Source organism: Pseudomonas sp. NPDC096925 (genome assembly GCF_044762545.1).
Lineage (GTDB): Bacteria > Pseudomonadota > Gammaproteobacteria > Pseudomonadales > Pseudomonadaceae > Aquipseudomonas.
In genome coordinates this window covers 151440-170691 of the sequence record NZ_JBIWEM010000003.1, presented here as the reverse complement: position 1 = coordinate 170691, position 19252 = coordinate 151440, and the positions used below count along the sequence as shown (strand labels likewise).

Annotated in this window: 17 protein-coding genes; 6 read left to right on the top strand and 11 right to left on the bottom strand. The window is 52.5% G+C overall.

Annotated features, from left to right (window positions below; genetic code table 11):
- Positions 1 to 201 precede the first annotated feature (201 nt).
- Positions 202 to 2160, top strand: a complete 1959-nt coding sequence (gene prpR / locus ACIQYU_RS11295) for a propionate catabolism operon regulatory protein PrpR (protein WP_402799751.1) — start codon at positions 202 to 204, stop codon at positions 2158 to 2160.
- A 1890-nt stretch (positions 2161 to 4050) separates the two neighbouring features.
- On the opposite strand, the gene ACIQYU_RS11290 is transcribed toward prpR, so the two are convergent.
- Positions 4051 to 4422 carry a LysR substrate-binding domain-containing protein gene (locus ACIQYU_RS11290; protein WP_402800369.1) on the bottom strand — a complete coding sequence of 124 codons (372 nt, stop codon included), beginning with the start codon at positions 4420 to 4422 and terminating at the stop codon, positions 4051 to 4053.
- Between the two features lie 478 nt (positions 4423 to 4900).
- Between ACIQYU_RS11290 and ACIQYU_RS11285 the strand changes: the two genes are divergently transcribed.
- Both ACIQYU_RS11285 and ACIQYU_RS11280 read left to right on the top strand, forming a co-directional pair.
- Positions 4901 to 5350 (top strand): hypothetical protein, encoded by a 450-nt coding sequence (locus tag ACIQYU_RS11285; RefSeq protein WP_402799749.1) that lies wholly within the window; start codon positions 4901 to 4903, stop codon positions 5348 to 5350.
- Between the two features lie 489 nt (positions 5351 to 5839).
- Positions 5840 to 6409 (top strand): hypothetical protein, encoded by a 570-nt coding sequence (locus tag ACIQYU_RS11280; RefSeq protein ID WP_402799747.1) that lies wholly within the window; start codon positions 5840 to 5842, stop codon positions 6407 to 6409.
- A gap of 64 nt (positions 6410 to 6473) precedes the next feature.
- Here ACIQYU_RS11280 and ACIQYU_RS11275 read toward each other — a convergent pair whose 3' ends face one another.
- A complete protein-coding gene (locus ACIQYU_RS11275; protein WP_402799744.1) occupies positions 6474 to 6962 on the bottom strand; it encodes a hypothetical protein in 489 nt (162 codons plus the stop codon).
- 231 nt (positions 6963 to 7193) lie between these two features.
- Between ACIQYU_RS11275 and ACIQYU_RS11270 the strand changes: the two genes are divergently transcribed.
- Positions 7194 to 7670 carry a helix-turn-helix domain-containing protein gene (locus ACIQYU_RS11270; protein ID WP_402799742.1) on the top strand — a complete coding sequence of 159 codons (477 nt, stop codon included), beginning with the start codon at positions 7194 to 7196 and terminating at the stop codon, positions 7668 to 7670.
- A gap of 31 nt (positions 7671 to 7701) precedes the next feature.
- Here ACIQYU_RS11270 and ACIQYU_RS11265 read toward each other — a convergent pair whose 3' ends face one another.
- From ACIQYU_RS11265 to ACIQYU_RS11250, 4 genes are all read right to left on the bottom strand, one after another.
- Entirely contained in the window at positions 7702 to 8430 is a 729-nt protein-coding gene (locus tag ACIQYU_RS11265; protein WP_402799739.1) for a metallophosphoesterase family protein, read from the bottom strand.
- Positions 8431 to 8724: 294 nt separating this feature from the next.
- The gene (locus ACIQYU_RS11260; protein WP_402799736.1) at positions 8725 to 9438 is read right to left on the bottom strand and encodes a hypothetical protein; all 714 of its coding nucleotides are present in this window, start codon (positions 9436 to 9438) and stop codon (positions 8725 to 8727) included.
- Between the two features lie 219 nt (positions 9439 to 9657).
- Positions 9658 to 9759: a hypothetical protein gene (locus tag ACIQYU_RS11255; protein ID WP_402799733.1), complete on the bottom strand. Its 102-nt coding sequence runs from the start codon at positions 9757 to 9759 to the stop codon at positions 9658 to 9660.
- 111 nt (positions 9760 to 9870) lie between these two features.
- Complete coding sequence (locus ACIQYU_RS11250; RefSeq protein WP_402799731.1) at positions 9871 to 10269, bottom strand: DUF6957 family protein; 399 nt, start codon at positions 10267 to 10269, stop codon at positions 9871 to 9873.
- A gap of 793 nt (positions 10270 to 11062) precedes the next feature.
- On the opposite strand from ACIQYU_RS11250, the gene ACIQYU_RS11245 reads away from it, so the two are divergent.
- Both ACIQYU_RS11245 and ACIQYU_RS11240 read left to right on the top strand, forming a co-directional pair.
- Positions 11063 to 11515 (top strand): helix-turn-helix domain-containing protein, encoded by a 453-nt coding sequence (locus tag ACIQYU_RS11245; RefSeq protein ID WP_402799728.1) that lies wholly within the window; start codon positions 11063 to 11065, stop codon positions 11513 to 11515.
- Positions 11516 to 11724: 209 nt separating this feature from the next.
- On the top strand, positions 11725 to 11859 hold the full coding sequence (locus tag ACIQYU_RS11240) for a hypothetical protein (RefSeq protein WP_023663209.1): 135 nt from the start codon (positions 11725 to 11727) through the stop codon (positions 11857 to 11859).
- A 1186-nt stretch (positions 11860 to 13045) separates the two neighbouring features.
- Here ACIQYU_RS11240 and ACIQYU_RS11235 read toward each other — a convergent pair.
- The 5 genes from ACIQYU_RS11235 to ACIQYU_RS11215 form a co-directional block, all read right to left on the bottom strand.
- Positions 13046 to 13573, bottom strand: a complete 528-nt coding sequence (locus ACIQYU_RS11235; RefSeq protein ID WP_402799723.1) for a hypothetical protein — start codon at positions 13571 to 13573, stop codon at positions 13046 to 13048.
- Positions 13563 to 14591, bottom strand: a complete 1029-nt coding sequence (locus ACIQYU_RS11230; RefSeq protein ID WP_402799721.1) for a hypothetical protein — start codon at positions 14589 to 14591, stop codon at positions 13563 to 13565. Before ACIQYU_RS11230 ends, ACIQYU_RS11235 begins: the two co-directional genes overlap by 11 nt.
- A gap of 111 nt (positions 14592 to 14702) precedes the next feature.
- Complete coding sequence (locus tag ACIQYU_RS11225; RefSeq protein WP_402799719.1) at positions 14703 to 15557, bottom strand: hypothetical protein; 855 nt, start codon at positions 15555 to 15557, stop codon at positions 14703 to 14705.
- Between the two features lie 7 nt (positions 15558 to 15564).
- Complete coding sequence (locus ACIQYU_RS11220; RefSeq protein WP_402799716.1) at positions 15565 to 16464, bottom strand: TniB family NTP-binding protein; 900 nt, start codon at positions 16462 to 16464, stop codon at positions 15565 to 15567.
- A 180-nt stretch (positions 16465 to 16644) separates the two neighbouring features.
- On the bottom strand, positions 16645 to 18504 hold the full coding sequence (locus tag ACIQYU_RS11215; RefSeq protein ID WP_402799714.1) for a Mu transposase C-terminal domain-containing protein: 1860 nt from the start codon (positions 18502 to 18504) through the stop codon (positions 16645 to 16647).
- Positions 18505 to 19252: the final 748 nt, after the last annotated feature.

The window sequence follows — 19252 nt, the reverse complement described above, 5'->3', positions numbered from 1 at the left end:
GGTCTGTGGGCCCTGCCTTTGGTTTCAGAGTTGGCAGAACCCTAAGAGCAAAGCCTGGGCCAAATACTGGTGAATCAGCTGCAGCCCCCGTGCTACCTGGGTGTAGAGAAAGTGCCTTCGGGCTGAAGACTTATATTATGTTGCATAATTGAAACGTATTAATTCAATATCGAAACATTTCAACCTTGAACAGGTTCCGCCATGGAAGCTTTCGCCTCCCAAGTCGTAGTGCTGATTAGCCATTTGCAGCGCCCCAGCCAAGGGAGCCGTCTCGCCCACGTGGTGAAAGGCCTTACAGCTGACTATCCCGACACCCATATTGAGGTCCTCGACACTTCAGTGGTAGAAGCGCTTCAGACCGCTCGCGAGCTGGAGCAGGCCGGCAAGGTTGATGTTTTCGTCTGTGCCGGAGCCACCGCCGCCTACCTGCGCAAACACTTGACGCGCCCGGTACTGGCGATGCGTGTTGGAAGCGGCGACTTGCTCCGCGCATTGGGGCAGGCTCGTGAGCGTTCTTCGCAGGTAGCCGTGCTCAGCTACAACCATATCAACCATGATCTGCAAGCCATGGCCGCGCTCTTCACCATCCAGGTTCAGCAGGCCGCTTACACGTCGCTGGAAGGGGCTCGACAAGCCGTCGAGCAGGTGGCCGAGCTTGGCTGTAGCAGCATCATCGGATCGTCGACGGTGGTGGAACTGGCAGAGCAGGCGGGGCTGCATGGTGTGCTGTCGCTGAGTGAGGACACGGTGCGAAAGGCCCTTGAGGAAGCCTTGGGTATTCTTGACAGCCAACGTATTGAGATCGCTAAGCGAAGGCACCTGAATGCCGTACTGCAGCACATTCCCGCCGGTGTAGCGGCTGTCGACAACCAGGGTGTGGTGCAGTCGCTCAACCCCGCGCTTGCACAATTGCTGGATATGCCAGTTAGCGCAGCATTGGGTCGACCGCTGCAGCAATTATGCCCGGACCTCGACTTACAGCAGGCTTTGCAGGATGGTACCGGCGAAGAAAACCGTGTGATGCGGCTCGGCTCGCACGCTGTGGTCAGCAATTTACTGCCTATCCTGGAGAACGGCGAACGCACTGGTCTGGTGTTGACCTGCCAGGACATCACCGCTGTGCAGCGTGCCGACCAGCGCATCCGCTCCACCCGTCGCCCCGGTGCGTTCACTGCTCGTTACAGGCTCGACCAGCTGGAAGGCAACAGCACGGCCAATCGCGAAATGCTGCAGTTGGCCAGGCGTTTTGCCACCAGCCATTCGACCATCCTGATTACTGGTGAAAGCGGCACTGGCAAAGAGCTGCTCGCCCAGGGTATCCATAATGAGAGCCCACGCCGACAAGGGCCTTTTGTCGCTATCAATTGCGCAGCGTTTCCAGAGTCGCTGCTCGAAAGCGAGCTGTTCGGCTACGAGGAAGGTGCCTTTAGCGGCTCGCGCAAAGGCGGCAAGCCGGGCCTGATCGAAGCAGCACACCGCGGCACGCTGTTCCTTGACGAGATTGGCGACATGCCGGTATCGCTGCAAACACGCCTGTTGCGTGTCCTGCAAGAGCGCGAGGTACTCCGCCTGGGCGGCACCGAGCCGATAACCATCGACGTGCGCATCATCGCCGCCACCCATCAAGACCTGCGTGCGGCCATGGAAGATGGTGCGTTTCGTACCGACCTGTATTACCGGCTCAACATCCTGCGCCTGCAGACCACGCCCCTACGTGAGCGGCCAGAGGACATCGCTATGATCTGTCGCGGCATCAGCCAACGCCTGCTGGTTCAGGGCCAACCGCCAGGGGCCGCAGATATAGTGATCGCCTTGCAACCCTACTTGGTACGACATGTCTGGCCGGGCAATGTCCGGGAGCTGGAGAACGTGATCGAGCGCGCGATGCTCTCGGCCGGCGAACTCCTACATGAGCACGGTTTAGACGAGCAGTACCTGACCCGTGTGCTGCCGGAGCTGTGTGAGGCCCCGCAGCCGCAGCAGCCGCCTGCACGAAAAACGCCATCGCGCGAAACCGACTTGAACATGATCGGCAGAGCCGCGCAGCTACGTCATGTTCGAGAAACGCTGGAAAGCTGCCAAGGCAATCTAGATGAAGCTGCGCGTCGCCTCGGCATCAGCCGTACCACTCTATGGCGAAGACTTCGCTCCTCTCGTTAAACGAGGGATCTGAGCTATGCGGCACTCGTCGACTCATGGAACCAGCACAGCATTACCATAGGCAATACCACCTTCCATAACGGTACCTCTGCCAATTGGAATTCCTGGCTACTGAGCATCCAGTAATGCAGTAGTAGCGGAAAAACTCGACCTCAGGCCGCGACCTATGCGGCCTGCGAATCGAGCCTGTTTAAAACGGTTCGGCCAGTTCCGGCGACTTTCGCCCAGTAAAACCGAGATGCTTTTGAGCAGTTTAGACAGCCAAAACCACACACCTTCGGCGTTCTGCAGACCAACGCCCAATCCCTTTCAGATTCAGACTCATCAAGCGCCCATAACCTGGCTGCCTTGGCCAGCTTCAGCATATCCACCAGGTCGACAACGTCGATTTCCTGCCTACGGGGCGCGGCATAGACCATCTCAATGAGCACAGCCGCGCGACCATCGGGACTCGCGGCCAAGGTGGTTTAAGTGCCCTTTGCTTCATCATCCGTCAACGGGAAACGCTGAAGCGGTCTAGCGCCAAGGTGCGTTCGTAAATAGCTTCGTCTCGAGTGATCATAAGCAGGCTTGGGCATGCGCCTAAGAGGGCGTGCTCAGGTTGTAGATCCTCAATTGCAACCAGAATTCGTCGGCCTCGACGCCATCGGCGAAAGGATGTGCTAGGGAAGCCCCAACTCATCAGCAGCATGGACCCTGACGATGGTTCACACGCCTACATACGGCAGGACATATTTGAGCAGCTATTGAAAGATAAAGATTTGGCGTGCGTGTGGACGTTTGTAGCGGAGCGAGGCGTTTGGCCAGGCGGAGGAAATTCTCATGCAGCATGGAGACGGTCTGAAGGTGTAGTTTGGTTCGAACGAGGTAGGCCAAAAATGGAATCATGGAAGGAAGATGACTGTAATGGTGCAGAAGAAGGCTGAGCGCAGATTGTGTCGTTAGCGGCGCTGCATCGACGAAGGAAGGGAGGCGGCGAACCTAGTTTGTGATCCATGAGAGGTTCAGCCTCCACTCATTTCTTCAGCTTTTCCATCTGCCGGGCATCGCGGTGTATTCGCATGTAAAATCGGCAGGCTTTCGCACAGTTCGTCACTGGGGGCTTCGGCCTTTGCCGTGCTTTACCTAGTATGCGGACAGCGCCAACTAGGCGTTCAGAACTGACTCTATAATCGACTGACCGTTAGCTGCCCTCATGATCGGCTGCTTTTGGCCGATTTTTGCCGGTGGCGAACGGCAGCTTTGGGTCGATAGCAGTCGTTCGCGGCTAGCCGCTTTCGACCCAAAGCGGCCCGTCGCAAAGGGCCGAAATCGGCCCAGAGCGGACAGTCATGCTGCGGCTCAATGGAAATCTAATTGAGGCTTGAAAGTGACTAGGACGGCCGGGGCGATTCACTTCGTGCTTATCGGCTTAGCGCTGCCGCCGGCGCGCTGATCGCATGCCAAAGATTCGGCAGTCGTTTCAGGCCGCGTCCAGTTGCAAGACGAAATCGAGAAAAGTCCGCACTTTGGCCGGCGGGTTATGCCTCGACGGATACAGGGCGTATAGGTGATTTTTTACGATTTGGGGGAGCGAGCCCCCGTGACAGACAGCTTCGGGCAATTAAGCACGAGCGCGCCCCTGATGGATAGGGGCTCCAGACAGTTCCCCGGGAAGATGGAAATATTTGCGGGGTTTGATGACGCAGACGTGCGCGGCGGACACTCGTCTCGGCCGCTTTCGATCCATATAGGTTGTTTTGCCCAAGACCAATCATTGGGGAAGCGGGTTTTACCTGCGAACTCCGTCACAGCCGGGGCCATCCACCGTGGCGCCTGCTTCGCGGGTAAACGGAGCAACGCGTGAGGGATCGGCTTGCTGGACTGTCGCTAGGCGCTGTTGCTTGCCGCTTAATCCACCACCTGATCCCAAGGGGTGGGTGAGGGAAACAGCTCGCCGAGGAACTGGATAAAGGCCTTTACATTGGGGGCTGTCGCGCCGGCCTTCCGCCACAGCGCGGTAATGGGAAAACGCTCCAGGGTGAACCGCGGCAACACCGGCAGTAACTCGCCGCGCTTGACGTAGCGCGCGGCCACATAGCAGGGCGAAATACCAATGCCTCCACCGACGGCCAACACCGCCGGCACTGCATCACTGATGTCGATAGTGACACCTGCCTGCGGCGTCACTTCCAGCGTTCGTTCAACCTCCTCATACGGCCAGCGTAACGCCTGCCTCGAACTCTGATAGCGGAAGTGCACGCATTCATACCTCTCCTCCATCAACTGCAAATCGCGAGAACCATTCTGCAGCAGGCGAATGCGCAGCATGGTTTCCAGTGGATACGGCTTGCGGCCACCGCCAGCCTTTGGGTAGTAAGGCTCGATCACACTTGGTTGTACAGGCTCAGGAGCAGCTAAGACCGAAGTAGCGGCCTCCTTCACAAGAAAATTTTCCGCACGAGCTCCGGCCGATTAGCCCAGGAGGTATCCTTTCGAACGAACAACAAGGCGCTTGCCTGCTCACGCTTAATGAGGACATGCAACAAGCTGATCAAGCGCCAGTATGTCCCCGGTGGGATAACAGAGCGCTGGAAATGCACATTTTAGATATTTTTTGACCGGGAAAGTATTTTCGGTACTGATCCGAAATCATGCAACCGGAGGCAAAACCACCGAGTTGCCAAAATGGCAATTATTGCGCCACTTGTAGAAATACATACAGCATGAGAATATAAAGAAAACCACGGAATGTAAAATTATGAGTTACACAATCGACATGTGCTTTATGGAAGGACAAAGCGTTGCCAAAGTGACAATTCATGGCATAAGCGAGTTATACAAATCGGTACGAACAAGTCAGTTTCAGTGCATAGGCTGGATACTGGAAATCACTCGACTCGTCAAGAGTAAAGTGGACGGTGGTAGCGTCGTAAACCCCGAATACGCCGTTCAAGCGCTCATCAATATCGGTGGTTTGAGCGAAATCCAGGCAGAGGAGCTTATGCTGATTCAGGATGTGGAAGGACAATTTCGATATGTCTGGTCTTGCCTCGACGAGACTGAAAGGGAATGTGCCATCCACATGAACTTCGATCATTATGATAATTTTTGGCCGGGATTCGACTATTACAGCTGCGCTTGGTCCGAGTCGTTATGTCACATTGAAGCTCAGTCTCAAACCAAGAACCGTGCCCAAGTCGTTCCTTGATCAGACGCCGATATCATGGGCTAGCAGGTCTTTAACGAGCACCTCATTGCCCATACTGCTCGATATGAACTGTCGTTGCAGCCCTCTCACAACATGCCCCCAGAAACGAGAACGCAACTCTAGGTGCCAACCGCAATCATAGTAGCGGACATGTCGGCTAGGCACCGCCACCAAGGCGTACCTAAAAACGTCATATGAAGCCCGCCCAATGTTATTCAGCAGACACTCTTACGATCTCGTCTTTGCCCGGCTTGCGCTCATAAGTATCAATCAAGCTTACGAGGACTGCTTCAAGAACCAGCCCGTAGGCCGCCTCAGCGCTGGACCAAACCTGTCGATTGACTGCATCCTCAATTGCCTTCCCTGCCACCACGCACCACCAAAAACACTACTCAACGAGATAGCCTATCAATATACTCGGTAACCATGGGTATGCCATGCACATCTTCATTTGTACACAACGAACGCCATTGGCTAAGAGAGCTTGATTTGAAGGACATTCTTAAGCGCTTCCAGCACGTATGGGGTGACGACCCCGCTGGGCTGTTAGACAAGTATCACTATCAACCCGAGCTGACAAAAAAGCTCGATGCGTTGCATGCCGAGGAGCTCACCGAGCAGACTTTGCTTGAGATCATTTTATGGAAGGTCAACCGTTACCCTCAACTAGACCCTGATCTAATGGATGAGCTTCGAACGCTGGGAAATCTTCAGCCGCAACAACATCGCCAGGCTGAAGCGCTTTTGCGAAAACTGTTGTCCTCCCCTGGTATTCGTTTACCGATGGCTTCGACCATCCTGCGCTTCCTAAACCCGGAGGTCTTCCAGATCATCGACGACCGAGTGTTCAGGGTACTCATGCCGGGACAGCGACGCTATCCGGACAAACCCGCCAGTGGCGGTAGCCTTGTCAGCTATCTGAACAACTCAGTAGAGACCTACTTCAGCTATCTCGACGCCATGCATGAGGTCACCTCCGAAAAACTGCCTTTCCACCTGGCAGATCGAATTCTCTATCAACTCGACATAGAGTTGGGTAACCGTATAGGTGATCGATAAACGCGCGAAGCTATCTATAGATCGCCTCGCGCCGATTCGCTCTGAACTCCTGTCGCTATCGTCCTCAGACGCTAAACCCGTGAGATGCGAGCTGTGACCTCAGGAAACTGTCCTTGAGAACCTTGGGGAAACTTACAATCAATTTCCACATAACGTAGACGAAACCAACCGGTACGATCACTCCAAGGAAGCCTCCAAAAAGCAATGCGACCAGGCTCAACGGGATGAACAGCAACCCGAGGAAAGCGCCCATGACGCGCATTTTTTTGATCCACGTGGTAAAGCCGTCCGCCTCATACAGCTTCTCTCCCGCTGCCGTTTTGATTGCGTACAAAATGAAGCCTAGCTTCCCAAGCTTTACGAAGTGGAACTCACCTTCCACACCCGGCTTGAGATATGACGCGATGTAGTGACCAGTCCCAACTTTTTTGACCATACGCACAGCACCCCCTGGCTCCTTGAGGCGCAGATAGCCGTACTCGCTCCCTTCCGGAAGATTTCGGTGAGGGCCAACCACTTCCAGTACACCCTTCAGAACACTCGCATCCGACATTTCAGCCTCTCCATACGTCCACGCGCCAAACGCAGCGTGCTTACCCATTCGTCCATTCGGACTGCGATGTGCAGCGGGGGCATGCCCTCGCCGCGGTATTTTCCTTGGCCATGCGTGTGAGGCAGGCCTTACCAACTGAGATATCAGAATGATATCTCGTAATCGGCACTATATTGCATAGAGCGGGAGCCATCAACGTGGCTTCATCCTCGTTTTTAGCGAGGATGGTCAATGTCACTCATGCCGGCACTAGCCGCCTTGGTGCGCGTGATCAGACATGCCAAGGGGCTGACGCAAGAGCAGATGTCCGGCTCAGTCGAAGCGCGTCATTTGCACAATATTGAAAATGCCCGCTCCAGCATCACGATTGATCGCCTTGAAGCCGTGGCTGCTAAGCTGGAGGTCGATCCCGCCACACTCATTGTTCTAGCATCTGCGCTTAGTAAAGGGATAAGCGATGAGCAGCTCCTGGAAAGGATCGAACAGGAGTGCCAAGGTCTCAACAGCCGTGGGGCACTCGAGCGCATTGCTGATCACTACCAAGAGGGCAAGGTCACCCGGGTGCGACCAGGGAAACAGACTGATCCCCAGAAGCTGGCAGCCATTCGACTTGCAAAGGCCGCGGGAGAATCACAAGCCTCAGTTAGTGCGCGCCTGGGTATTCCTAAGTCAACGGTGGGCCGCCTCTGGCACTATCCAGAAGACTAAACCGCCTCAGCCTTGCATCATTGAGATGAGCCTAGACCTCGATGGTGAGGTCAGCTGAGAAGCCTGTACGTTCTCCTGGATAACCACGTGGGTTCGACACAAGCCGGCACCCTTTCAGGACTGTGTTTACCGCGTGATGGGTGTGTCCAAAAATCCACACGTCAGCTTGTGCCACAAGGTCGTGCCACTGATTGAAATACGCTGCGCCTAGATGACCTTCATGCCCCTCGCCGGCAACGTCTTGGATTGGGCAGTGATGAGTAATCACAATCGTCTTTCCCTCAAAGGGTTTGGCGAGCTCAGTGACGAGAAACTCACGAGCGGCGATGTTCCGACCTATGACATCAACGGGTCGAAGCTTTCTAAAATCCTCCCCTGCCCGGATCCTCCTGAAGTCGCTCATGAGCTCGACGCAGTCTCTCATGGCAGCTTTGTAGTCGCCCGTGGACGTGTAGTCTGTCCAGGCCGTCGTAACCAAAAACCGTGTGCTATCGATGATGAGAATTTGGTTGTCCATGACGAGTACATGCTCTGCTGCAGCCTCGCGCATTTTGATGAGCGTTCGGTCAATGTGGCCTTTGTAAAACTCATGGTTACCACACACGTAAACGACTGGGCATTCGAAGGTTTCGTTAGCCCAGGTGACCCCTCTGCCACGCACCGAGATGTCGCCGGCAAGGACAACCAAATCCGCGTCAACCTGTGGCGGTTCAAAGCTCTTGAATTCGGTATGCAAGTCTGAGTAGATCAAAATTTTCATCAGCTCATTTGTGCTCCGAGCGGCATTCTAGAAATAGCTCGTTCATGGCTTCAGGGAAACCATGAGGTCTGAGCATTACGCCCTGCCGTGCTCCGGCACGCTGCATTGTTGAGCGCAGCGGCGGCAGGTTGACTTACGAAGCTGCGCCCAGCCGGGACGGCCGGCACAACCCAAACTGTCAGCCGTTCAGGCATACGACTGTTGCGCATAGCCAGTCACCAGTTCTTTGCCAGGTGAGATCGCACCACGGCGCACCTAATGACCAATGGGCCTGGCTAACAAGGCGCCCCGAGGTCAGGTCAGGCGAGAACGACTGACGCCCTTTTCCAACGCGCTCGCCAGTTCATCGAGCGCATAACGCAAACGTTGATCCTCCTTTACGTCGCCAGAACTGGGCTGCAATTGACGAGCGTGCCTGATGAGCGTTTGGAGATGCTGCACACTGAGCTCCAGATCAATCAGCACGCGATTTTCAAATGAAAAGTCTCCAACTCGATCGAAGAAAACAGGTACAATACGTATCCCAGAGAAGCGCCCATCTTTCGGCGAACCAAGTAGGTATCCACAACAAATAGCGTCTTTAACTAGCACAACCATCAGTAGCTTATTAAGCTCGCGACGCCTCCCCCTAATCCAATCTTCGAGAAATCTTGGATAGCCGGTCACGTTAACAATATAGCTATCTAACTCGGCCATTGACTTAGGCCATACGGCTTCCGACCAACCCGTATCAACGGCAACGGGGACTAGTAAGCAATACCCTTCCCTTAAGCTAGCAATGGCCTCATCGCAGTGGAATGTAATGGGCAACGGGTCGATTTCGTAATATGTCACGAAATATAGCGTACCAATCATTAGCTTACCGCCAGAGAAATTGGCTGCCATTCGAAATTCCGCTGCCCCATCAAACTGGGGAAGGTCAACGTAGGCGGAAGTTAACTCTAAGGTTTCTGTCAGCTGTCGGCACCTCAGGCAAAAACGGCCCCACTCGGCATATACATCATTCATGTCGCCCCTCCGGGAATGATGAGCGCATTGAACTCAATGGCACAGGGTCCAAAAAATGAAAGTTTCGCCCTGATGTTTTCATCCAACTAGCAACCGTGCAACGCGCAATTTTACGTGGGGATTGCATATGGCTTAGGGCCCTCTGCTAACCGCACCCCGCGAAGACCCGACTAGGAGACGAACCCGTGTTCGATGCGATCTAGCACACCTATGACTCTTCTATCCCGCCTCATCGCATGCACACTCCAATGCTGTGGCGCCACTAAAAATTGTCCTAGGCTGCGACAACCAGATGTTGGCGTTCGCTTTGCTGCCAAACACCTGCTCGGCATGTCATCGAATCAGCTCCTCAAAATTCGTTTCCGTTTTCATGAACATGACTCCTTCACCCCTCAGCATTCATCTCTTGGGCGAATGGCGCACTGATTGAGTTCAGGCATTTTCCAAGGCCAGCAGCGCAGGAAGACTCACATGTTTTCGCACGCCAGGGCCGGCCAAGACAAAGCTGGTGTGCATGCTCTCAAAACTGCAGCCATCTAGCATGCGTTGAAAGCTAGAGCGAATGGCACCTGCTCGTGAGCCTTGAGCTCTACTGTCGTAGATCACGGTATGGGCAAAAACCACTGTTGGCTGTAGACCTATAGCTTTGAGATCATCTTCAACGTCACTAGGCACCATGATGTCGAGTAGGAGCCAGTCCCGTACGACATAAAACGGTCGACCCTGATTATTTGCCCATGCTGTCTCGACAATAAGCTCATCTGATTGGCCGTCCCCTTCCAAGGGAAGGCCGTGTTCGGATAAAAGGTCTGCTACCAACGCTGCTTCCACTGTACCTACCTGATTCGTCTTAGCGCGCTACATTTTGCATCGCTTCGTTGTGGGATATGCCGGCCTTAGTGAAGGGCGCCTTCGAACTGAGGGCTTCCACCTTCCAGCGCCCAGTCGCAAACGACATAGACGCTTCCATTTCTCGTCTCAAACAAATGGTGCGCACCATGCTCGATACGCCCCCTCAACGTAGAAGTACGGATTGTGGAACCATCTTGGAATCGACCGCGGCTCTCGCGATACACAATGCCCACCAGACAATTGATTGACTGGTCGTACACAGCGCAGCAGAGGAACCCCGTTATAGCGATGTCAAAATTTGTGGACATCGCCCTTTCTACACTGCCAGGCACCAACCCGGCGGGTGTCTCTGCGGGAGACTGCTGGCTTGCCAAAAAAAAATCAAAATTGCTGGACATCCCAGTGCACCTGAAAAAGGCTGAACATAAATTGATCGCCAGATCCGACTTGGTGCCCGTGCTTCAGCCCGAGCCCAAATTTGGTCTACTTACCCCTACGCACTACCCGCGATTCGTGGAAACCTTCCCACCCAACCTCAACGAGCCCTATACCGCTGAGTCCCCCATCACACTGAGATGCGAGTGATCCTCGGTAACCTCGATGTGACGAATTAGCGATATATTGAATGGGGCAGCTTTCTTTCCTCTCACACAGCCCCAAATCTCACGTCAGAGTGATGGCCAAGCCACCCAATCCCACATGGATGACTATATACATTTGTGTGAGAGCACGCAAACACGGCATACCCTCCGCTTTTATCAGGGCGGATGAAATGAACCTGCGTGAAGCCTATGCGGCAGTCCTCCAGATGCTTAGAGATCGGCAAGCGCTGACGCAGTACGACGTAGCCAACGGCGTAACCCAGTCGCAGGTCAGCCGGCTCGAAAGCCGCCAATCCAACCCAACGCTAGAAACCAGTAGAGATCTGGCAAACGCGTTGAACCTGCATCCTCTTGCATTCCTGGCCTTGGTACATGCAGCAGATGAGCAGAAGACGGCAAGAGAGCTCCTCGACCAGGTGTTCGCAGAGCTCAACCGCCTGGAAATGCTTGATGCTCCCCTGCCCCAAGCGCCTACCAAGAAGCCTCATCCTCGTACGCGCAGTGCTGAGGAAGGTCTGCGTAAGGTGCAGGCGCTCAAGGCTCAAGGTAAGAGCCAAGTCGAAGTCATCGAGCTGCTTGGAATGCCGCGTTCCACTGTCAGCCGCTATTGGAGAAAAGCTTGAGGCCGCAGGGCTTGCTCGCCTCTGATTCCGACCAACCTATACAGCACACGGTACTAACTCAGGGTGGATCCAATATCCCTTGCGCGAACAAGCGAAGCGTACTATGTTGTGTCTGGCCGCACCATTGAACACAACATGATGTGTTTCATGCCGTAGTTCAACAATGATTGAATCCTTATCGTAACCCACCAGCGATGCAGGAGTTTCTCATGACAGACCGTCGACCGCTCAACCCCAATGTCACCGTGCCAAAGCCTGGCGGTGGTGTACAACCTCGTTCGCGCAACCAGGACGGCCAGGTTCGCGACAAACGCAGCGATGCAGGCAAGCCTCGCAAAAAATGATGCATCTCAAGCCAGCAGAGCGGCGCGTGATGCTGGCTTTTTCTATCGCCAACGCATGCCATTCATTGAGCTAGCCGGTATCGTCCGCGATTTATTGACTTGAAAATTCTACTGACACCCAAGCTCTGCTGTCACCATTGATAGCCCCCTCGCCCATCTTACATACCGCCTCCGATTGGTCGTCCGATGCAGCAGGCGAACGCCCAAGCTCACCTCAAGCAAACGAATGACGGTTGCTGATAAAAGCAGCTATCCATCCGCCCCAGTGTCGACAGAATTCTCAAATGATGTTGAGATCGCTCTGCCCCGTAAGCTCAAACATGAGATCTCCGTAACTAGCCCTGGGCATGCCCGATGGGGACGAGCCCCCCCGGCCAAGTCTGGAAATTTCACGATATCACCTAGGACAAGCGCCACATCGACATTTCGTGTGCCCGTCCATCTTTCAGCCAGAGCACTTCGGTGTGGTCGTGGCGATCAACCTGGTCGGCGATATCACGTGCGACCTGAGCCAAGCGCGCCGGCACGATTGGTCTTACAAAGGCTCCTGGAGCAACGTGATCAGGATGCTCCCTACCAGGCGACGCACGTCGAAATTTTGAAAGCGATCAAAGTTTGTGCGTGCGGAAACTGAAGATCAAAGGGAGCGGATCGTATCCTAAACCTCACTGAGTTCCGGCGAACAGAACATCAACCGGCTGCTGCCGCACGCCGCCACCTAGTTTTGGTAGGAAGGTGTGCGTGTGCTCCGTAACCAGCGCTGTGGCTTCATCCAGCGCTGCATGACGAACCTAACCGCGACTTCGGGCGTGAAGCCAACATCATTGACTTGGCCGGCAGAGGCAACTTTGGTCAAGCGACACCAGGCGTTCTTTTTTCCGTCATCACAATGGGCAAGCACAGCCAGTTAGAAAAGCCGTATTCCCGTCAAATAGCAATACCAACTCCCGGCTCAGAAACGCCCTGGTGGCCTCATTCTTGGGCACCAGATCGGCCGATCGTTGTCTGCGGTAGTTCGAGTCGGCTCTGATCGTCCGTAAATCATTCATCTACCTAGCACAGGTCATCAATGCCGCGACAACTTCGATGCTCACTTCACGTTCTCATTTTCACTAAGCCCATTCACGTGGACTACAGCGTCATATCGCCGGAGCAGTTAACGAGATAATGCGTAGGTGATAACAGATCAGCTGTGAGGGGGCGTAGAACGGCTGGTCACGCCATTGGCATATTGAATAGCTGCGTCAATTCTTTGCAGCAAAAGGTTGTCAGTGAGGCGTATTGTCTTGTGAAGGTACGCAAGATGCTGGGCATTAAGGTCGTAAAATCCTTTCATAAGACTGCCGGTCAAACTAGCCAGCCTCGCTCTAGGCAGTTTTTGAACAATACGCCAAGGGCCTAGAGTGTCATAGTCCAGTCTAATGCTCCCCTTTAATCGCAAGACCCAGGCCGTCTGTGCGGCCATATTCCGTCTATCCGACTGCCACAACCAAAAGCGATTGGGATAATTCAAATCAATTAATGCAGGTTTGAATTCCCATTCAGCCCCCTCATCCACCCGGGTCGTATAAGCCAAAATCTTCCAATCAACTACATCTACTAACAACGCCACAACAAAATGATAGCATGAATAGGTGCCACGGCGATGCAAAGTGCAGCCTGGCACCCAATACAACGTGCAAATTTTATGCATTGCCCTAATGTTACGCATCATAGCGAGCCCTAATCAAATCAGGAATGTTTAGATCAGCAGTATTTATGTGGCGGGATTGATGGCACTTAAATTCTGAGATAATGAGCTTCAACACCCCGGGATGCTCATCCAGTCTCGACCATATCTGATAAGGACTTCGTGGAGCAAAATAGCTTTCATAAAGGGGCTCTCGGGCTTTCCTACTGGAAATCCATCCCAAAGCAACAGCGCTAAAATAAAGCGCGTAAAGCCTCGCCAAGCAAGTGCTTCTATAGATTTCCTGATAAAAATCACCATGAACGCCAAGGCTTTTGTAGGGATGAGTTTCACCCCAATTAGCGAATACCATCTTTGGATAAGCGTGGTGGAGAGAGGGCATCATCATCGCCCGCATCAGAGTAAGCAAGAACATCTGCACCTTAATACCCTCGCCTGACTTAGTGGCTCGCCTTATCAGCTTTTGGAATTGTTGTTGCGCTTTAAAAGCTAGGCCATGAGTCAACCGCCCAGTAATCCGAACATGATTAAGAACCTCTTTGAATTTTGGCTCATCCCAGTAAGAAACGAACGCTTGTACGGCATAGTCATCATGATTTATGAAAAGCTCTGTTGAATCGTGTAGTGGCACACCATGCAACTCACACATTGGTTTGGCCAGATAGCACCACTGGACTTTGCAGACAGGAATTCCGACGTGCTTGAAAGAGTCCATGAAACACTCTGAGCAAAACGCCCTCCGAAACTGGGCAGGTATTGCGGGCTGACTGAACTCCGGAAATCGTCTGACTAACCAAGCGTTAGAGATGCCTAAGGTTCCTTTGAGTGGTTCAATGAACGCGTTTTCAGATAATAGGTCGCGGTCTGCAAACCGTTCTCCCCAAAGTCCTAGCGTATCGCTTTTTACAATCTCGCCTTCCGACGAACCGAACCGTAGATTTGACATGAACGGAATCGGTAATGTTGAGTTAACTCTCCACACCCATGAGGATAGCGTTTCATCTAGGAGAGGTTCTGGAAAGGTTGATTTTGTTGGCTTCATGGCTTTACTCGTTGTTGATAGCCGTCACTAATTTCGCCGGCCATCTTCGCTCTTATAAACATTCACAGCTTTCTCGAACCCACTGCAGAAAAGCTCATTTCCACTGGCAGGTTACTCAAACGCTTCGTACTCAACGGCCTGGCGTAGTTCAGCTAACTCGCCAAAGCAACTCGATGAACTGAGACTGTCCCTGAGTCCTTTACGACTTCCGTCAAATTTCAGCGATACCTTAAGAAGCTCGGCGCAATAAAGCGCTTCAGACTCAAAGACGATACGGTCGATAGGCATGTCTACCACCCACTTCCCAAGTGGCGCCATGCCAAGTGGTCGAACGTCGGTGCCGTATTTCTGATTGCACCAATCGAAAAAATACTGAACTACCTCTCCAGTCATGGACGCCGGTATGAGTCCGGGGACTTGGATCAGTGTCGTTCGTATGCGCTTAATGGCTAAATAATCTCTCAACAATTTTTTGTTTCTCGTGGACATAATAATTGTAAAATTGCTTGGAAACCCGGCAAGCTGGATGAGCTGATCGAAGACGACCTTATACATAGCGTTTTGATTAGAGACGATATCCAGATCATCGATAATAATAATATTTCGATCGGGTTGACGGATTGCAATCAAACTATCAGGCACACACATGTAGTTACGAAATTCACTGAAAGGAAAAACCGCATGAAGGACTTGATCTATAAGATTAAGACGATGAGTGTAAATGCGGGGCCTCACGACAATCACCCGATCATGATATTTCGAAGCGAACGCCTCTAGCATTGAACTAATACCTACCCCTGCATGACCACTTAACATTATAAGCTTTGCGTCAGTAGCCTCTGCCGTGGCGTCAAGCGCGTCGTAAACCTCGGTACGTTCAGGCCAGCAGTACTGGAAGCCATGAAGGCCTTCCAGTACTGCGCGGGCGATCTCACGTCGTTTCCGGAGTGACAGATCACATTCCATTTTGTGCTTAACGTTCTTCCTCCTCAGATGGAACCTCTGCACTGCGCAGTGCATAGTTAAAGTTCGCCATGATTTCTTCGATGTTATCAAGATGACGATGATTAATGTGCTCGGAGCCATCAATGATGCTAGCCATCGCTGATGCCTGGAGGATTTTAACGACGTTATCGGTAATCCCCTGCCCCTTGTTCATGATCTTGAGGAACAGCATCTGGTCTTGGAAATTCGTTTTATTTTTCAATGGCAGATGGTGGATGTAGCTGGAGACGAAATTCCTAAACTCTGGGCCATTTTCCCAACCGTTGAGGGCCACCACAGGATATCGACGTTCAAGCTGAGGATCTTGTCGAAGTACGCGCGCGGCAGCCGGCACCCCGAACGCAAACACTGAAAGGCCGTAGGTAGAACCTGACAGGTTCTTCAATAGAGAAAGATTGATACGCTGCTGGAGCTCGGTCAAAGTAAGTGCATCATGAATTTCGTCAATCACAATCGCACGAATATTTTCCGTTCTGATTATGTATTGAAGTTCTGGGGTAATGTTATGGCCTTGCCGCGCCCTTCGACCGACCCCAAGTCCCAGCTCGGCCAGAATCAGATCCTTCAGTGAGTAGCCATTAGGGCTTTGGTGCATGGTTACAAAAATCATCTTGTTTACATTTGTAGCATTTCTAGCTTTCATCTCGGTAATCAACGCTGTCTTACCTCCTCCTCCAGGGGCTGTGACAAGCATGCTGGGTGCGTTAATTTTATTACGCATCTTCATAGCCAGCTCCATCCGCAGGATGATTTTCTGAGCACTAGGATGATGCACCCAAAAATCGTCGGAGCATGTAATCAAGCGAACATCATCCGGCTGATTGAAGTGGATGCGAGATGCTGGGTGTACATGAGAGTAGTCAGACACTTAGAATCGCTCAAATATTAGCGCATGCATCCTATCTCTCGCGGGTATTGCCCGAGTCTGTAGCCTGCGGACGCAGTAACTATTTCGTCGACTTAACTTGCGCGACAGGAGCTACGAGTACTGTCAAGCCTCCCGATAGCAGATGCAGGATCATGCGCACTGGTTTATCTAACAATTAGATTATGATTTGTTGCTGTCATAAAAAGTTGGAGGCTCGTCATAGTCAACGGACTCCGACTTCCTGAAAAAGCTACCAAAGTCCAATACATTGGTTTTGCTTGATCCCTTTCCATGGTTTTTGGGCTTACCACCGGATTGCTTTACACTGTCACTACTTACGCTGGAGTGAGCATTAGTAGGGCTGTCATGGACATTCGTGCTATCTAGCGCGTTGTCACCTCCCGCCTTATGCCCGTGCAAGGCTGCCTGTTTCTTGTAGTCAGCCTTCCCCTTTTTGGATTTCCGAGTACGTTTCTCTTGGGTAGTTAGCCTCACCTCCTGCTTCTTCTGTTTGATTACTTCACCATACGATTGAGCCCCCTCTTTCGTCATCGTGCCATCCCGGTCTCCCTTCTGCTGGCGCTGCCAGCGGTACATTTCATAATCAGAGCTCCTATTGAAACCATTGCGCACACAACGAATTTTTTCAAAGAGCTCGCCAAATTTTACGTATATGAAACTCAGGTCATATGGATCATATTTAACCGTGATCTTTTCCCGCACCAACTCCTTCAGGGAGCGCCCGTAGTAGAACCTGCGAAAGATCTCAATTCCACCGGGAACAACCTGCTTGTTCGGGACTTCTGGGTAGAACCGGTACTTGAAGTCGTCATGGTCTAAAACATCCAGAACCCGGTTGTGTGGTTTTTTGGCAAAATGACCCTCCCATGCTTCCGCCGGAGTCTTGCCCAGTTCTGAGTGTTTGGTCTGATGGTAAGCATGCAAGGTGTAAGCTACGATACGCCGGAGCCCCGCTAAACCGATCGCAGCGTTCTTATGACTCTTCAGATGCTTACCCTGCTGGGCATTGGAGCCTGTAGTGCCTGGCAGTGAGTGCATAGTCCTGAGCATCAACTTGCCAATGAGGCTCTCAATGTGCCCTCCCTGGTGCTTCGCGGGGATGTCCCGGTGCTCTACCTTGATGCCAAAATCCTCGGCATTGAGGACGAACACGTCTGAGACGAACTCCTTGGCATTGTCCGTGTGGATAACTTCCGGAAGCCCATAGTACGGAAGCAGGTGTTCCGGGACTCCCAGGCCTTGCAGGAACGCCGTCTTGGGCAAGGCGCAACTCTCCATCAGCATTGCCACCGAGACAGCGCTCGGCGGAAGCAGTGATACGTAGAACCCCAGTACGACGCGGGTATGCAGGTCGACGGCGACGCTTATGTAAGGGCGTCCGAGCACGATGGTTCGGTCGTCCTCATCCACCACCATCAGGTCTACAACCGTATGGTCGATTTGCACCCACTCTAGCGGCCTGGTAGTGACCTTGTACCCTGGCTTGGCCCCATACCTTTGCTTGTTCTGGTCTGCTTGATGAGTTAACTGGTGCAGTAGAGACTCGTTCTTAGCTTTGATCCACGTCGCAACGGTGTGGTAACTGGGCCTGAGCATCCTTCGGTTATCAGCTTGCGCTTGGCAGTGCTTCCATACTCCGGCCACCGTCTTGTACGCAGGGTAATGTTCTTCGAACATCTCTTCGATCAGCTTAAGCGTTTCAGGATGAATGACCGTGAGCCCTGGCTTTCGCCCGGACTGATCACACACCAACGCCCTGTAGCTTTTGGCGCCCTTCATGTACCTGAGCAGCTTGTAAAAGCGAGACTTCCTGACTAACAAGGTCTCCATCGCCACCTCAGCGCTGATCTTGCCGGCCAGGTAGTCCGTGAGAACGTCAAACCGATTGACCGCCTGCTGATGTCGCGCAATCTCGCCCACTTCACTGCCTTCGGTTAAGGCTGCTTCCATGCGGGCTCGGCGGGGGTTGTTGTGGCTCTGTACTTCGGCATACTTTTCATCTGACTTGAACTCAGCCATTTCTTCATTCTCTGATTTGTGGTCAGACGTAAAGCCTTATTGCATGTGCTATTACCGCATCATCGCTCATTCATTACCTCGTCCTGCGAGAATGCAATTGCCCCATGTAGGGATCTTCACAGAGCTAACCTTCACGACGACCACTTTCGATTTGTTAAAGAGCGGGTTGTATCTGCCCAGCGACTGAGCGGGGCGCAGTAGACCCAAATAAAATTCGATGGTCAAGAGTGCCGGCCGGCCATGCCAATATATAAATAAATCAATTTTTTACTTGGTATTTCTTACTGGCGAAACCCCAAAGGCCGCGTCCCACGCGACTTCCAGAAATTCTAGATAATTATTATGGATCGCTAATTCTCTAGCTTTTAAATGAATATTGACTTCCAGTTATAACTTCCAGTTAGCGGCGCACCCTCAAATCACGATGTTGATATTCCAAAATCGTCTAGATTTTTCGTGAGATTCGTAAGGGTGATGCTTTCGAGCACTGATCGTAGACTGCGACAGCATTTAAAGATAAATTGGCAAAGTAATTATAGATATATTGTCAATTGGTCATAGGCAGGGCGGGCGATGCTCAGCTTAATATTGGTAATATTGTATTGAGGCTTTATGGAGCTGATGGCAATCGAATGCATCTAAAGAAGGTATATACGAGCGTGTTCGAGCAAAAGCCACGAGGAAGCACCGGGCTGAGACGAGGCTGCGGTTTTAGAGGTTGCGGCCTCGTCGATAGCGTCCTCGGAGG

What these genes read in the sequence shown, in the direction of transcription:
- ACIQYU_RS11290 (WP_402800369.1), bottom strand. Translation starts at nt 4,422, where the DNA reads ATGGAGGAGAGGTATGAATGCGTGCACTTCCGCTATCAGAGTTCGAGG.
- ACIQYU_RS11275 (WP_402799744.1), bottom strand. Translation starts at nt 6,962, where the DNA reads ATGTCGGATGCGAGTGTTCTGAAGGGTGTACTGGAAGTGGTTGGCCCT.
- ACIQYU_RS11245 (WP_402799728.1), top strand. Translation starts at nt 11,063, where the DNA reads ATGAACCTGCGTGAAGCCTATGCGGCAGTCCTCCAGATGCTTAGAGAT.
- prpR (WP_402799751.1), top strand. Translation starts at nt 202, where the DNA reads ATGGAAGCTTTCGCCTCCCAAGTCGTAGTGCTGATTAGCCATTTGCAG.
- ACIQYU_RS11235 (WP_402799723.1), bottom strand. Translation starts at nt 13,573, where the DNA reads ATGATGCGTAACATTAGGGCAATGCATAAAATTTGCACGTTGTATTGG.
- ACIQYU_RS11285 (WP_402799749.1), top strand. Translation starts at nt 4,901, where the DNA reads ATGAGTTACACAATCGACATGTGCTTTATGGAAGGACAAAGCGTTGCC.
- ACIQYU_RS11215 (WP_402799714.1), bottom strand. Translation starts at nt 18,504, where the DNA reads ATGGCTGAGTTCAAGTCAGATGAAAAGTATGCCGAAGTACAGAGCCAC.
- ACIQYU_RS11225 (WP_402799719.1), bottom strand. Translation starts at nt 15,557, where the DNA reads ATGGAATGTGATCTGTCACTCCGGAAACGACGTGAGATCGCCCGCGCA.
- ACIQYU_RS11240 (WP_023663209.1), top strand. Translation starts at nt 11,725, where the DNA reads ATGACAGACCGTCGACCGCTCAACCCCAATGTCACCGTGCCAAAGCCT.
- ACIQYU_RS11270 (WP_402799742.1), top strand. Translation starts at nt 7,194, where the DNA reads ATGTCACTCATGCCGGCACTAGCCGCCTTGGTGCGCGTGATCAGACAT.
- ACIQYU_RS11230 (WP_402799721.1), bottom strand. Translation starts at nt 14,591, where the DNA reads ATGAAGCCAACAAAATCAACCTTTCCAGAACCTCTCCTAGATGAAACG.
- ACIQYU_RS11260 (WP_402799736.1), bottom strand. Translation starts at nt 9,438, where the DNA reads ATGAATGATGTATATGCCGAGTGGGGCCGTTTTTGCCTGAGGTGCCGA.
- ACIQYU_RS11265 (WP_402799739.1), bottom strand. Translation starts at nt 8,430, where the DNA reads ATGAAAATTTTGATCTACTCAGACTTGCATACCGAATTCAAGAGCTTT.